The organism is Streptomyces sp. NPDC058335 (assembly GCF_042723915.1).
Classification (GTDB): Bacteria; Actinomycetota; Actinomycetes; order Streptomycetales; family Streptomycetaceae; genus Streptomyces.
Window position 1 is genome coordinate 62,330 of record NZ_JBHXHX010000022.1, and the last position, 14,222, is coordinate 76,551.

10 protein-coding genes are annotated in these 14,222 nt (G+C 71.6%); 3 read left to right on the top strand and 7 right to left on the bottom strand.

The window, feature by feature from the left end; all coding sequences use genetic code 11:
- Nucleotides 1-39: 39 nt before the first annotated feature.
- Genes ACFWJX_RS33480 through ACFWJX_RS33490 form a run of 3 tightly spaced genes read right to left on the bottom strand, consistent with a single transcriptional unit; the run spans nt 40 to nt 2,687 of the window.
- Nucleotides 40-1,197 (bottom strand): acetyl-CoA C-acetyltransferase, encoded by a 1,158-nt coding sequence (locus tag ACFWJX_RS33480; RefSeq protein WP_383250085.1) that lies wholly within the window; start codon nt 1,195-1,197, stop codon nt 40-42.
- Between the two features lie 40 nt (nt 1,198-1,237).
- Nucleotides 1,238-1,873: a TetR/AcrR family transcriptional regulator gene (locus tag ACFWJX_RS33485; protein ID WP_383250086.1), complete on the bottom strand. Its 636-nt coding sequence runs from the start codon at nt 1,871-1,873 to the stop codon at nt 1,238-1,240.
- Between the two features lie 22 nt (nt 1,874-1,895).
- The gene (locus ACFWJX_RS33490; protein WP_383250087.1) at nt 1,896-2,687 is read right to left on the bottom strand and encodes an SDR family oxidoreductase; all 792 of its coding nucleotides are present in this window, start codon (nt 2,685-2,687) and stop codon (nt 1,896-1,898) included.
- A gap of 48 nt (nt 2,688-2,735) precedes the next feature.
- Between ACFWJX_RS33490 and ACFWJX_RS33495 the strand changes: the two genes are divergently transcribed.
- Together ACFWJX_RS33495 and ACFWJX_RS33500 are read left to right on the top strand one after the other, a co-directional pair.
- On the top strand, nt 2,736-3,875 hold the full coding sequence (locus ACFWJX_RS33495) for an acyl-CoA dehydrogenase family protein (RefSeq protein ID WP_383250088.1): 1,140 nt from the start codon (nt 2,736-2,738) through the stop codon (nt 3,873-3,875).
- A complete protein-coding gene (locus ACFWJX_RS33500; RefSeq protein WP_383250089.1) occupies nt 3,875-4,816 on the top strand; it encodes an acyl-CoA dehydrogenase family protein in 942 nt (313 codons plus the stop codon). The genes ACFWJX_RS33495 and ACFWJX_RS33500 overlap by 1 nt, the downstream gene beginning before the upstream one ends.
- A gap of 39 nt (nt 4,817-4,855) precedes the next feature.
- Here ACFWJX_RS33500 and ACFWJX_RS33505 read toward each other — a convergent pair whose 3' ends face one another.
- From ACFWJX_RS33505 to ACFWJX_RS33520, 4 genes are all read right to left on the bottom strand, one after another.
- Entirely contained in the window at nt 4,856-5,584 is a 729-nt protein-coding gene (locus ACFWJX_RS33505) for a vWA domain-containing protein (protein ID WP_383250090.1), read from the bottom strand.
- A 156-nt stretch (nt 5,585-5,740) separates the two neighbouring features.
- Nucleotides 5,741-7,204: a glutamate synthase subunit beta gene (locus ACFWJX_RS33510; protein ID WP_383250091.1), complete on the bottom strand. Its 1,464-nt coding sequence runs from the start codon at nt 7,202-7,204 to the stop codon at nt 5,741-5,743.
- Nucleotides 7,197-11,792 carry a glutamate synthase large subunit gene (gene gltB, locus ACFWJX_RS33515; RefSeq protein WP_383250092.1) on the bottom strand — a complete coding sequence of 1,532 codons (4,596 nt, stop codon included), beginning with the start codon at nt 11,790-11,792 and terminating at the stop codon, nt 7,197-7,199. The genes ACFWJX_RS33510 and gltB overlap by 8 nt, the downstream gene beginning before the upstream one ends.
- A 381-nt stretch (nt 11,793-12,173) precedes the next feature.
- Nucleotides 12,174-12,905: a VIT1/CCC1 transporter family protein gene (locus tag ACFWJX_RS33520; protein WP_383250093.1), complete on the bottom strand. Its 732-nt coding sequence runs from the start codon at nt 12,903-12,905 to the stop codon at nt 12,174-12,176.
- 295 nt (nt 12,906-13,200) lie between these two features.
- Here ACFWJX_RS33520 and ACFWJX_RS33525 point away from each other — a divergent pair, with 295 nt between their 5' ends.
- Entirely contained in the window at nt 13,201-14,205 is a 1,005-nt protein-coding gene (locus tag ACFWJX_RS33525) for an ADP-ribosylglycohydrolase family protein (RefSeq protein WP_383250094.1), read from the top strand.
- Nucleotides 14,206-14,222: the final 17 nt, after the last annotated feature.

A 14,222-nucleotide genomic window follows, 5' to 3' on the forward strand; every position in this document is an offset into this window, starting at 1 on the left:
GCCTGACGGGACCGCACGACACCGACACGGGCCCGCCCCTCACACCCGTTCGATGATCGTCACGTTGGCCTGTCCGCCGCCCTCGCACATCGTCTGCAAGCCGAACCGGCCGCCGGTGCGCTCCAGTTCGTGCAGCAGGGTGGTCATCAGCCGGGCGCCGGTGGCGCCCAGGGGGTGGCCGAGGGAGATCGCGCCGCCGTTGACGTTGACCCGGGCGGGGTCCGCGCCGGTCTCCTTCAGCCAGGCCAGGACGACCGGCGCGAAGGCCTCGTTGATCTCGACGAGGTCGAGGTCGTCGATGGACAGGCCGGTCTTCTTCAGGGCGTGCGCGGTGGCGGGGATCGGCGCGGTCAGCATGCGGATGGGGTCCTCGCCGCGCACCGAGAGATGGTGGACGCGGGCGCGGGGCCGCAGCCCGTGCTCGCGGACGGCGTGTTCGGAGGCGAGCAGCAGGGCTGCGGCCCCGTCGGAGACCTGCGAGGAGCAGGCGGCGGTGACGGTGCCGCCGTCGAGGACGGGTCTCAGCGCGGCCATCTTCTCCAGGGAGGTGTCCCGGCGCGGCCCCTCGTCGACGGCGGTCCTCCCCAGGGGCACGGTCTCCCGCGTGAAGCGGCCCTCGTCGATGGCCCGCAGCGCCCGCCGGTGGGAGCGCAGCGCGAACTCCTCCTGGTCCTGCCGGGTGATGCCCCACTTCGCGGCGATCATCTCGGCGCCGGCGAACTGGTTGACTGGCCGGTCGCCGTAGCGGGACCGCCAGCCCTCGCTGCCCGCGAAGGGGCCCTGGGTGAGGCCGAGCGGCTCGGCGGCCTGCCGGGTGGCGAAGGCGATGGGGATCTGCGACATGTTCTGCACGCCGCCCGCGACGACCAGGTCCTGGGTGCCGGACAGCACGGCCTGGGCGGCGAAGTGCACCGCCTGCTGCGAGGACCCGCACTGCCGGTCCACGGTCACGCCCGGCACCTCCTCGGGCAGTCCGGCGGCCAGCCAGCAGGTCCTGGCGATGTCCCCGGCCTGCGGTCCGACGGCGTCCAGGCAGCCGAAGACGACGTCCTCGACGGCGGCCGGGTCGATGCCGGACCGCGCCACGAGTTCCTTGAGCACATGGGCGCCGAGGTCGGCCGGGTGGACCCCGGCGAGCCCTCCCCCGCGCCGCCCGACGGGCGTACGGACCGCTTCGACGATATAGGCCTCGGCCATGGCGACTCCCCAGACTCCCCATCGGGTTACGTGCGTGCGGTTACGTGCGTACGGCGATCCCGTCCAGCACCATCGACAGGTACTGCCGGGCGATCTCCTCCGGGCTGTGCTGTCCGCCGGGCCGGTACCAGGAGGCGGCGACCCACACCGTGTCCCGGACGAACCGGTAGGTGAGACGGACGTCGAGGTCGGCCCGGAAGACCCGGGCGGCGACCCCCTGCTCCAGCGTGGACAGCCACGCCCTCTCGAACCTGCGCTGCGACTCGGCGAGGAACGCGAACCGTTCCTGCGCGACGAGCTGCCTGTTCTCCTTCTGGTAGATCGCGACGGCGGCACGGTGCCGGTCGATCTCCCGGAACGACTCGGTGACCAGGGCTTCGAGGGTCTCGCGCGGGCCGAGACCGGCGGCCAGGACGGTGTCGTAGCCGTCCCACAGCTCGTCGAGGAAGGTGCGCAGGATCTCCTCCAGCATCGATTCCTTGGAGTCGAAGTGGTAGTAGAGGCTGCCGGCGAGCATGCCCGCGTGGTCCGCGATCTTGCGGACCGTGGTGGCGTTGTAACCGTGCTCGGCGAAGACCTCGGCGGCGGTGTCGAGGAGTTCGCCGCGGCGGTCGCGCGCGGTGGTGGCCGCGGCGGGCTCGGCCGCGGTCACCTGGGACTTCTTCTTCGTAGGCACGCGCACATTGTCGCCCCCCGCCTCAGGCCCGCTGTCCGCTGACCGACACGACCTCGCCGGTCAGGTACGAGGAGTAGCCGGACGCGAGGAACACGATCACGTTGGCGACCTCCCAGGGCTCGGCGTGCCGCCCGAAGGCCTCGCGCGCGGTGAGTTCCTCCAGGAGTCCGGGGGACGTCACCTTCGCCAGGTGGGGGTGCATGGCCAGGCTCGGCGCGACGGCGTTGACCCGCGTCCCGTAGGCCACGGCCTCGACCGCCGCGCACCGGGTCAGCGCCATGACGCCCGCCTTGGCGGCGGCGTAGTGCGCCTGCCCGGCCTGGGCGCGCCAGCCGAGGACGGAGGCGTTGTTGACGATCACGCCGCCCCCGTCCCGGTCGCGGAAGTGCCGCAGGGCCGCCCGCACGCACCGGAACGTCCCCGTCAGGGTCACGTCCAGCACCCGGGACCACTGCTCGTCGCTCATGTCGGCCAGTGCGCACGTCCCGCCGAGCCCGGCGTTGTTGACGACGACGTCCAGGCGGCCGTGGGTGTCCACGGCAGCGTCGAACAGCCGGCGCACCTGGTCCTCGTCCGTGACGTCGCAGGGCACCGCCGCGACCGCCGCCGCACCGAACTCGGCGGCCAGCGCGGCCTCGTGCTCCTTGAGCCGCCGGGCATGGGCGTCGCTGATCAGGACCCGCGCGCCCTCCTCCAGGAAGCGCCGCGCGGTCGCGCCGCCGATGCCCGCACCGGCCGCGGCGGTGAGCACGGCGGTACGCCCGCGCAGCAGACCGTGTCCCGGCACGTACGACGGACTCTCGACGTCTGTCATGGCAGCACGCTAACCTACCAAACACTTGTTAGGGAAGGTGGTCGGGTCATGGATCTCGGGTTCACGCGGGACGAGGAGGCCTTCCGGGCCGAGGCCCGTGCCTGGCTCGCGGCACATGTGCCGGCCGCGCCGCCGCCCTCCCTGGAGACCGAGGAGGGCTTCGCCGCGCACCGCGCGTGGGAGGCCGAACTGGCCGCGGACCGCTGGTCGGTGGTCGACTGGCCGGAGCGGTACGGCGGCCGGGACGCCGGTCTGATCGGCCGGCTGCTGTTCGAGGAGGAGTACTACGCGGCGGGCGCCCCCGGCCGGGTCGGGCAGAACGGCGTGAGCCTGCTCGCCCCGACCCTCTTCGCCCACGGCACCGAGGAGCAGCGCGCCCGTGTCCTGCCGTCGATGGCGACCGGCGAGGTGGTCTGGGCGCAGGCCTGGTCGGAGCCGGAGGCCGGTTCGGATCTGGCGTCCCTGCGGTCCAAGGCGGTGCGCGCGGACGGCGGCTGGCTCCTGAGCGGCCAGAAGACCTGGTCCTCGCGGGCCGCCTTCGCCGACCGCGCCTTCGGCCTGTTCCGCAGCCACCCGGACGCCCCGAGACCCCATCAGGGGCTCACCTACGTCATGTTCGGCCTGCGCGCACCCGGGGTCACGGTCCGCCCGATCCGCCGGCTCGACGGCAGGCCGGCGTTCGCCGAGCTGTTCCTGGACGAGGTCTTCGTGCCCGACGAGGACGTGATCGGCGAGCCCGGCCGGGGCTGGCAGATCGCGATGGCGACGGCGGCCGACGAACGCGGGCTCACACTCCGCTCCCCCGGCCGCTTCCTGGCGAGCGCCGAGCGTCTGCGGGCCCTCTGGCAGGACCGGGGCAGCCCCGACTGGGCGCGGGAGAAGGTCGCCGACGCCCTGATCGGCGCCCGCGCCTACCAGTTGTTCACGTTCGCGGCGGCCTCCCGGCATCTGACGGGCGAGCCGCTGGGCCCGGAGTCCAGCCTGAACAAGGTCTTCTGGTCCGAGTACGACCTCGCGCTGCACGAGACGGCCCTCGACCTCCTGGACGGCGAGGGCGAGTCGGCGTCCACGGACTGGACCGAGCGGTACGTCTTCGCGCTGGCCGGCCCGATCTACGCGGGCACGAACGAGATCCAGCGCGACATCGTCGCCGAACGCCTGCTGGGCCTGCCGAAGGGACGCCGCTGATGCGCTTCCTCCTCGACCCCGAGCAGCGGGACTTCGCCCGCTCCCTGGACGCGCTGCTCACCGCCGCCGACACGCCCGCCGTGATCCGGGACTGGAGCCGCGGCGAGCACGGGCGCGGGCGTGCGCTGTGGAGCCGTATCGCCGAGGCCGGGGTGTTCGCGCTGGCGGTCCCCGAGGAGTACCAGGGGCTGGGTGTGCGGCCCGTCGAACTGGCGGTCGCCTTCATCGAGTTGGGACGCCACGCGGTGCCGGGACCGCTGGTGGAGACGGTCGCGGTGGCGTCGCTGCTGGCCGGCACCGGTCACGCGAAACGGTTCCTGCCCGGTGTCGCCGCCGGGGAGAGCCTGGCCACCCTCAGCCGCGAGGGCTCCCTCGCGCTGGACGGCGACGCGGCCACGCACCGCTTCTCCCTCTCCCCCGAAGGTCTTCGCCTGGCCCCCGGCCACGGTCCGGTGCGCGGCTCCCTCGACCCGGCCCGTCGCCTCACCCCGCTCCCGTCCGGCGGCGAACTCCTCGGCCCGCCCGCGCCGCACGCCCTGGCCCTGGCCCGTCTCACCACCGCGGCCCAGGCCCTCGGCATCGGCCTCGCCCTCCTCGACCGCACGGTCGCCCACGTCGGCCGGCGCACCCAGTTCGGGGTGCCCGTCGGGTCGTTCCAGGCGGTGAAGCACCGGCTGGCCGACGCGAAGATCGCGTTGGAGTTCGCCCGCCCCCTGGTCCTCGGCGCCGCCCTCACCATGGCCCCGGCCGACGTGGCCGCCGCGAAGGCCACCGCCTGCGAGGCGGCCTACACCACCGCCCGGACCGCGCTGCATCTGCACGGCGCGATCGGCTACACCGCGGAGTACGACCTGTCGCTGTGGTTCACCAAGGCCCACGCCCTGCGCACCGCCTGGGGCACCCCGCGGGAGTGCCGCGACGACGTCCTCGACGCCGCCTGACCCAGCCGCCTGACCCAGCCGCCCGACTCGGCCGCCGACTCAGCGGCCGGGGCCCACGATCCCCTGCGCCCGCGCCGCCACCAGCCACTTGGGGAACTCACCCACGAGACGGTCGTACAGATCCGCGTCCGACATCCTGCGCGGATCGGCGCCCGCGTGGAAGAAACCGGCGTTGTCGACGGCCCGCTTCTGCGGCACGGGCAGTTCGTCGAGCTTGCGCAGGAAGTCGAACTGCTTGCTGTCCTTGTCCCCGAAGCCGATGAACTGCCAGAACAGCGGCAGCGTCGACGCCTTGCACAGATAGCGCTCGGCGGCGAGCTTGTTGATCGGCCCGCCGTCGGTCTGGAAGACGACGAGAGCGGGCTCGCGGGAACCGCTGTCGAGATAGTGGTCGATGACGGCGTCCATCGCCAGGTGATAGCTGGTCTTCCCCATGTGCCCGAGACCGGCCACGATCCGGTCCACCCGCCCCTGGTGGTCGGCGAGCGCGATGTCGGTGACGGCGTCCACATCGGTGGAGAAGAACACCACCGGCACCCGCCCGTCGTCGTCGAGATGCGCCGACAGACCCAGCACCCGGTCCGCGAGCGCCTGCACACTGCCGTCCTTGTAGTACGGCTTCATCGACCCCGAGTAGTCCACGACCAGGTAGACAGCGGCCCGCTGCCCGTCCAGGCCGTGCTTCGTGAGGGACACCCCGGCGCTCTTGTACAGGCTGACCAGCGCGGGTGCCGTCTCCTGGACCTTGCTGAGACTGATCGCGACCATGGGCCACACCCTCCCACACCGGGACATGCGGCGGCGCCTGCCCGGTCGTCCGGTCGGGGACAGTGGGGCAGACGCCGTCTCGGGGGGTGTCCGGGGGGCTGGGCCCCCGGACATCCCGCCCGTACGCCTTTGTACGGGACGCTCGGTGACCGGCCGTCAGACCATCAGGGAACGGTCGGTCGGCCGGATCGGGGCCGGCAGGTCGCTGGCTCCGGTCAGGAAGCGGTCGACGCCGCGGGCGGCCGAGCGGCCCTCCGCGATCGCCCACACGATGAGGGACTGGCCGCGGCCGGCGTCACCGGCGACGTACACGCCCGGCACGTTGGTCTGGAAGTCGGCGTCGCGGGCGATGTTGCCGCGCTCGTCCAGCTCCAGGCCGAACTGCTCGACCAGCCCGTTCTCCCGGTCGGTGCCGGTGAAGCCCATGGCGAGGGTGACCAGCTGGGCGGGGATCTTGCGCTCCGTGCCCGGCTTCTGGGTCAGCTTGCCCTCGACGAACTCCACCTCGGTGAGGTGCAGCCACTGGACGTTGCCGTCCTCGTCGCCCTCGAAGTGGGTGGTGGAGACGGAGTAGACCCGCTCGCCGCCCTCCTCGTGCGCACTGGTGACCTTGTAGAGCATCGGGAACGTCGGCCACGGCTGGGCGACCGGGTTCCGCTCCTCGTTGGGGCGGGGCATGATCTCCAGCTGCGTGACCGAGGCCGCGCCCTGGCGGTGGGCGGTGCCCACGCAGTCGGCGCCGGTGTCGCCACCGCCGATGACCACGACGTGCTTGCCCTCGGCCGAGATGGGGGGCGCCACGAAGTCGCCCTCCTGCACCTTGTTGGCCAGCGGCAGGTACTCCATGGCCTGGTGGACGCCCTTCAGCTCGCGACCGGGGACCGGGAGGTCACGGGCGGTCGTGGCGCCGGCGGCGATGACGATCGCGTCGTACCGCTTCTTCAGGTCGGTGCCCTTGAGGTCGCGGCCGATCTCGATGCCCGTACGGAAGCGGGTGCCCTCCGCGCGCATCTGCTCGATACGGCGGTTGATGTGCCGCTTCTCCATCTTGAACTCGGGGATGCCGTACCGGAGGAGGCCTCCGACGCGGTCCGCGCGCTCGTAGACGGCGACGGTGTGGCCCGCCCGGGTCAGCTGCTGGGCGGCGGCGAGACCCGCCGGGCCCGAGCCGATGACCGCGACCGTCTTGCCGGACAGCCGCTCCGGGATCTGCGGGGCGACGTCACCGGTCTCCCACGCCTTGTCGATGATCGAGACCTCGACGTTCTTGATGGTCACGGCCGGCTGGTTGATGCCGAGCACACACGCCGACTCGCACGGAGCGGGGCACAGCCGGCCCGTGAACTCCGGGAAGTTGTTCGTGGCGTGCAGGCGCTCGGACGCCGCCGACCAGTCCTCGCGGTACGCGAAGTCGTTCCACTCGGGGATCAGGTTCCCCAGCGGACAGCCGTTGTGGCAGAACGGGATGCCGCAGTCCATGCACCGGCTGGCCTGCTTGCCGATGATCGGCAGCAGCGAGCCGGGGACGTAGACCTCGTTCCAGTCCTTGAGTCGCTCCTCGACCGGGCGGGACTTGGCGACCTCGCGGCCGTGGTGGAGAAAGCCCTTGGGATCAGCCATTGGTCGCCGCCTCCATCATCTTCTCGGTGATCTCGGTCTCGGTGAGACCGGCTCGCTCGGCGGCGTCCTTGGCGGCGAGCACTGCCTTGTACGTACTGGGGATGATCTTGCTGAAGCGTTCCACGGACGCGTCCCAGTCGGCGACCAGCTTCTCGGCGACCGTCGAACCGGTCTCCTCGGCGTGGCGGCGCACCACGTCGTGCAGCCATGCCTTGTCGGTGTCGTCCAGCTCCTCGATCGCGCCGAGGTTGCCGGAGTTGACGTGGTCGCGGTTCAGGTCGATCACGTAGGCGACGCCGCCGGACATACCGGCCGCGAAGTTGCGGCCCGTCTCGCCGAGGACCACCGCGTGACCGCCGGTCATGTACTCGCAGCCGTGGTCGCCGACGCCCTCGGAGACGACCGTCGCGCCGGAGTTGCGGACGCAGAACCGCTCGCCCGTCCGGCCGCGCAGGAACAGCTCGCCGCCGGTCGCGCCGTAGGCGATGGTGTTGCCCGCGATCACCGAGTACTCGGCGAGGTGGTCGGCGCCCCGGTCCGGGCGGACGATGACGCGGCCGCCGGAGAGGCCCTTGCCGACGTAGTCGTTGGCGTCGCCCTCCAGGCGCAGCGTGACACCGCGCGGGAGGAAGGCGCCGAAGGACTGGCCGGCCGAGCCGGTGAAGGTGATGTCGATGGTGTCGTCGGGCAGGCCCGCGCCACCGAACTTCTTCGTCACCTCGTGGCCGAGCATGGTGCCGACCGTGCGGTTGATGTTGCGGATCGCGACCTGGGCGCGCACCGGCTGGGCGTCGGTCGCGGAGTCCGCGGCCAGCGCGTCGGCGGCGAGCTTGATCAGCTCGTTGTCGAGCGCCTTCTCCAGGCCGTGGTCCTGCTCGACGACCTGGTGGAGGGAGGCGCCCTCGGGCAGCGCCGGCACGTGGAACAGCGGCTCCAGGTTCAGGCCCTGCGCCTTCCAGTGGTCGACGGCCCGCTCGACGTCGAGGACCTCGGCGTGGCCGACGGCCTCCTCGATCGAGCGGAAGCCCAGCTCGGCGAGCAGCTCGCGGACCTCCTGCGCGATGAACTGGAAGAAGTTCACCACGTACTCGGCCTTGCCGTTGAACCGGTCGCGGAGCACCGGGTTCTGGGTGGCGATGCCGACCGGGCAGGTGTCCAGGTGGCAGACGCGCATCATGACGCAGCCGGAGACGACGAGCGGCGCGGTCGCGAAACCGAACTCCTCGGCGCCGAGCAGCGCGGCGATGATCACGTCGCGGCCGGTCTTCAGCTGGCCGTCGGTCTGCACGACGATGCGGTCGCGCAGGCCGTTGAGCAGCAGGGTCTGCTGGGTCTCGGCGAGGCCCAGCTCCCAGGGGCCGCCCGCGTGCTTCAGCGAGGTCAGCGGAGAGGCGCCGGTGCCGCCGTCGTGACCCGAGATGAGCACGACGTCCGCGTGGGCCTTGGACACACCGGCCGCGACCGTGCCGACGCCGACCTCGGAGACCAGCTTCACGTGGATGCGGGCCTTCGGGTTGGCGTTCTTGAGGTCGTGGATCAGCTGAGCCAGGTCCTCGATGGAGTAGATGTCGTGGTGCGGCGGCGGGGAGATCAGGCCGACGCCCGGCGTCGAGTGACGCGTCTTGGCGACCCACGGGTAGACCTTGTGGCCGGGCAGCTGGCCGCCCTCGCCGGGCTTGGCACCCTGGGCCATCTTGATCTGGATGTCGTCCGCGTTGACCAGGTACTCGGAGGTCACGCCGAAGCGGCCGGAGGCGACCTGCTTGATCGACGAACGCCGCGCCGGGTCGTACAGCCGGTCCGCGTCCTCGCCGCCCTCACCGGTGTTGGACTTGCCGCCCAGCTGGTTCATGGCGATGGCGAGGGTCTCGTGCGCCTCCTTGGAGATGGAGCCGTACGACATGGCGCCGGTGGAGAAGCGCTTGACGATCTCGCTGACCGGCTCGACCTCGTCGACGGAGATCGGCTCCCGGCCCGAGCTGAAGCCGAACAGGCCGCGCAGCGTCATGAGGCGCTCGGACTGCTCGTTCACCCGGTCCGTGTACATCTTGAAGATGTCGTAGCGGTTGGCACGCGTCGAGTGCTGGAGGCGGAAGACCGTCTCCGGGTCGAACAGGTGCGGCTCGCCCTCGCGGCGCCACTGGTACTCGCCGCCTATGTCCAGCGCGCGGTGGGCCGGCGCGATGCCGCTGGCCGGGTAGCCCTTGGCGTGGCGGGCGGCGACCTCCTTGGCGATGACGTCGATGCCGACGCCGCCGATCTTGGTGGCCGTGCCGTTGAAGTACTTGGCGACGAAGGCGTCGTCGAGACCGACGGCCTCGAACACCTGGGCGCCGCGGTAGGAGGCGACGGTCGAGATGCCCATCTTGGACATGACCTTCAGGACGCCCTTGCCGAGGGCGTAGATCAGGTTGCGGATCGCCTGCTCGGGCTCCATGCCGTTGAGGAAGGTGCCCGCGCGCAGCAGGTCCTCGACGGACTCCATCGCCAGGTACGGGTTGACGGCGGCGGCGCCGAAACCGATCAGCAGGGCCACGTGGTGGACCTCGCGGACGTCACCGGCCTCGACCAGCAGGCCCACCTGGGTGCGCTGCTTGGTGCGGATGAGGTGGTGGTGGACGGCCGCGGTGAGCAGCAGCGACGGGATCGGCGCGTGCTCGGCGTCGGAGTGGCGGTCCGACAGGACGATGAGGCGGGCGCCGTTCTCGATGGCCTCGTCGGCCTCGGCGCAGATCTCCTCGATCCGTGCGGCCAGCGCGTCCCCGCCGCCGTGCACCCGGTACAGGCCGGAGAGGGTCGCGGCCTTGAAGCCCGGCATGTCGCCGTCGGCGTTGATGTGGATGAGCTTGGCCAGCTCGTCGTTGTCGATCACCGGGAAGGGCAGCACGACGGAGCGGCAGGACGCGGCGCTCGGGTCGAGCAGGTTGCCCTGCGGGCCGAGCGCGGAGCGCAGGGAGGTGACCAGCTCCTCGCGGATCGCGTCCAGCGGCGGGTTGGTGACCTGCGCGAACAGCTGGGTGAAGTAGTCGAACAGCAGCCGCGGGCGGGAGGACAGCGCGGCGATCGGCGAGTCGGTGCCCATGGAACCGATCGGCTCGGCGGCGGCCTTCGCCATCGGCGCGAGCAGGATGCGCAGCTCTTCCTCGGTGTAGCCGAAGGTCTGCTGGCGGCGGGTGACCGAGGCGTGCGTGTGCACGATGTGCTCACGCTCGGGCAGGTCGCTCAGCTCGATCTCGCCCGCCTCGAGCCACTCGGCGTACGGCTTCTCTGCGGCGAGCTGGGCCTTGATCTCGTCGTCCTCGATGATGCGGTGCTCGGCGGTGTCGACGAGGAACATCCGGCCGGGCTGGAGGCGGCCCTTGCGGACGACCTTCGCCGGGTCGATGTCGAGGACGCCGACCTCGGAGCCGAGGACGACGAGGCCGTCGTCGGTGACCCAGTAGCGGCCGGGACGCAGACCGTTGCGGTCGAGGACCGCGCCGACCTGGACGCCGTCGGTGAAGGTGACGCAGGCCGGGCCGTCCCAGGGCTCCATCAGGTTGGAGTGGAACTGGTAGAAGGCGCGGCGGGCCGGGTCCATGGAGTCGTGGTTCTCCCACGCCTCCGGGATCATCATCAGCACGGAGTGCGGCAGCGAGCGGCCACCGAGGTGGAGCAGCTCGAGCACCTCGTCGAAGGACGCCGAGTCGGAGGCGTCCGGCGTACAGATGGGGAAGACGCGGTCGATGCGCTCCTGGTCGCCGAAGAGGTCGGAGACGAGCTGGGACTCGCGGGCCGCCATCCAGTTGCGGTTGCCCTTGACGGTGTTGATCTCACCGTTGTGCGCGACGAAGCGGTACGGGTGGGCGAGCGGCCACGACGGGAAGGTGTTCGTCGAGAAGCGCGAGTGGACGAGCGACACGGCCGAGGCGAAACGGCGGTCGGACAGGTCCGGGAAGAAGGGCTCGAGCTGGCCGGTGGTCAGCATGCCCTTGTAGACGATCGTCCGCGCGGAGAGCGAGGGGAAGTAGACGCCCGCCTCGCGCTCGGCACGCTTGCGCAGCACGAACGCGCCGCGGTCGAGGTCGATGCCCTTCGAGACGCCGTCGGTCACGAAGATCTGGCGGAAGGCGGGCATCGTCGAGCGGGCGGTGGCGCCGAGGAGTTCGGGGGCGACCGGGACGTCGCGCCAGCCGAGGACCGTGAGGCCTTCTTCGGCGGCGATCGTCTCAATACGCGAGACGGCGTCCTGGAGGCCGTCCTCGGGCAGGAAGGCGATGCCGACGGCGTAACCGCCGGCCTCGGGCAGCTCGAACCCGGCGACCTCACGGAGGAACGCGTCGGGGACCTGGGTGAGGATGCCCGCGCCGTCGCCGGAGTCCGGCTCGGAGCCGGTGGCGCCGCGGTGCTCGAGGTTGCGCAGAACGGTCAGCGCCTGCTCGACCAGCGTGTGGCTCGCCTCGCCGGTGAGGTTGGCCACGAAGCCGACGCCACAGGCGTCGTGCTCGTTGCGGGGGTCGTACATACCCTGCGCAGCAGGGCGAGCATCCATGAAAGACCAGTTCTGGCCATTCGCGGAATGCTGGGACGGCTGGCGCGGCGTACGCATCGGCTCTCCCGTCGTCGTCTCAAGTGGCATATCTGCTGGCGAAGGGACGACGTTGGCCCTCTGCGTAGGTGCAAAATTTCGTGCAGGTTACATGATGGAGCGGTTCTCGGGAACCGGATACTCCGTTCCAACATGCGGACGCCGTGGGTGCCGGCGGGGTGCCGCACAAGCGGCTGAAAAGTATGTGGGGACCGAACCGGACACCATCGATCAGATCGGTGCCTGTCGGTCCGCGGGGCGGAGGGGGCGGCGTAGCCCACCCCGCGAGTGCGCCGCGAGCCTCATTGCCCACAGCGCTTACGGCTCATGCCCGGTGGTTAAGCGTTCGAAACCAGCGAGTAACGGCTACTTATGCGGCCCATCGCATAAGTAGCAGCCGATCTATCCTACGGCCGTTCCGAAGAAACTGCCCAGGGCGTACGTCACACCGGCCGCCGCACCACCGAGGACGAGCTGCCGCAGCCCGCTGTACCACCAGGTACGCGCAGTCACCCTGGACACCACCGCACCGCACAGGAACAGTCCGAGCAGCGCCAGCAGGACGGCCGGCCACAACACGGTCGCGCCGAGCAGATACGGCAGCACCGGCAGCAGGGCACCCAGCGCGAACGCGCCGAAGCTGGAAACGGCGGCCACCAGCGGGGACGGCAGATCGGAGGGGTCGATGCCCAGTTCCTCGCGAGCGTGGATCTCCAGGGCCTGCTCGGGGTCGCGCGACAGCTGGGAGGCGACCTGCCGGGCGAGACCGGGCTCGACGCCGCGGGCCTCGTAGAGCGCGGCCAGCTCGGCCTCCTCGTCCTTCGGGTGCTTTCTCAGCTCACGCCGCTCGACGTCGAGTTCCGCCTCGACGAGTTCGCGCTGCGAGGCGACGGAGGTGTACTCGCCGGCGGCCATCGAGAAGGCGCCGGCGGCGAGTCCCGCGAGCCCGGTCAGCACGATGGTCTGCCGCTCGACCGCCCCACCGGCGACACCGGTCATCAGGGCGAGGTTGGAGACCAGACCGTCCATCGCCCCGAAGACGGCCGGCCGCAGCCAGCCGCCGCTCACGTCCCGGTGCGTGTGATTGTCCCGGTGCGCCTCGTGCAGCGCCGCCTCGGTCTCGATGAGAGCCATGCCGATCTCCAGAAAAACGTCTGCGTGCCGCCCGGCGGTCGACCCGGACAGCCCTCTTTGGACTCATTCCATAATTTGACAAGAACCAGACTACGCCCGACCATTCCACCCCGCCAGCAAGGAAAGGCTGCGCTAACCTGCGGTTTTACCTTCGTTCGCTCATTCGATCGGGAGCCTGCACAGATGTCGACCGGGTGACATGACGGCTCCGGAGGCTCAGGTCAACCGCCGACGGTGGGACACATCCGCAAAGGGCTCCGCACCCGTGCGCGGCCCCCCGGAGGAGAGGCCCCGTATGGCATCGATCGTCTGCATGCCCCCGGTCCCGGCACCGGGTGACGCCACCGACCTCCGCGAACGGGCCCGCGGCGCACTGCTCGGCCTGGCCGTCGGAGACGCCCTCGGCGCACCGGCCGAGAACCTCAAGCCCTCCGAGATCCGCGCCCGCTGGGGCAGGGTCACGGGCTACGTCACCGACCGGCCGGCCGGCACCGACGACACCGAGTACGCCATCTTCTCGGGCCTGCTGCTGGCCCGGCACGGCTCCGCGCTGACCCCCGCCGACGTGGGGGCGGCCTGGCACACATGGATCGCCGACCGCGACGAGGGCCCCTTCCGCGGAGCCGGTTTCAGCGAACGCGGCACCCTGGAGAACCTCCGCCGGGGCCTGGCCGCACCCATCTCCGCCCAGCACCGGCACGCCTGGAGCGACGGCCTCGCGATGCGCGCCGCCCCCTTCGGCGTCTTCGCCGCGGGCCGCCCGGCCGAGGCGGCCCGCCTGGTCGCGATCGACGGCTCGGTCAGCCACGACGGCGAGGGCATCTACGGCGGCCAGGCCGTCGCGGCGGGCGTCGCTGCCGCGATGGCAGGAGCGCCGACGGTCGCCGTGGTCGCCGCCGCGCTGGCCGTGATCCCCGACGACTCCTGGACGGCCCGCTCCCTGCGCCGCGCGGTCGCGGTCGCCCACCGCGGCGAACGCGCGGTCCGCTCCGCCGTCGTCATCGGCGGCTATCCGTGGACCGACCTGGCCCCCGAGGCGGTCGCCCTCGCCTTCGGCGCGTACGCGTCGGCCGACGGCGACTTCGCCCAGTCCGTCCTCACGGCCGTCAACATGGGCCGCGACGCCGACACGACGGCCGCGGTGGCGGGCGCCCTGGCCGGCGCGACCCAGGGCGTCTCGGCGATCCCCCCGGACTGGGCGGCGGCCATCGGCCCGGCCCGCGGCAGCTGCCTCCCGTCGATGTCCGGCCACCACATCCTGGACGTGGCAGACCTCCTGGTACCGGGAGCGACTTCATGAGACCACCGGGCCCCTGG

What these genes read in the sequence shown, in the direction of transcription:
- ACFWJX_RS33510 (WP_383250091.1), bottom strand. Translation starts at nt 7,204, where the DNA reads ATGGCTGATCCCAAGGGCTTTCTCCACCACGGCCGCGAGGTCGCCAAG.
- ACFWJX_RS33505 (WP_383250090.1), bottom strand. Translation starts at nt 5,584, where the DNA reads ATGGTCGCGATCAGTCTCAGCAAGGTCCAGGAGACGGCACCCGCGCTG.
- ACFWJX_RS33525 (WP_383250094.1), top strand. Translation starts at nt 13,201, where the DNA reads ATGGCATCGATCGTCTGCATGCCCCCGGTCCCGGCACCGGGTGACGCC.
- ACFWJX_RS33490 (WP_383250087.1), bottom strand. Translation starts at nt 2,687, where the DNA reads ATGACAGACGTCGAGAGTCCGTCGTACGTGCCGGGACACGGTCTGCTG.
- ACFWJX_RS33480 (WP_383250085.1), bottom strand. Translation starts at nt 1,197, where the DNA reads ATGGCCGAGGCCTATATCGTCGAAGCGGTCCGTACGCCCGTCGGGCGG.
- gltB (WP_383250092.1), bottom strand. Translation starts at nt 11,792, where the DNA reads ATGCGTACGCCGCGCCAGCCGTCCCAGCATTCCGCGAATGGCCAGAAC.
- ACFWJX_RS33520 (WP_383250093.1), bottom strand. Translation starts at nt 12,905, where the DNA reads ATGGCTCTCATCGAGACCGAGGCGGCGCTGCACGAGGCGCACCGGGAC.
- ACFWJX_RS33500 (WP_383250089.1), top strand. Translation starts at nt 3,875, where the DNA reads ATGCGCTTCCTCCTCGACCCCGAGCAGCGGGACTTCGCCCGCTCCCTG.
- ACFWJX_RS33495 (WP_383250088.1), top strand. Translation starts at nt 2,736, where the DNA reads ATGGATCTCGGGTTCACGCGGGACGAGGAGGCCTTCCGGGCCGAGGCC.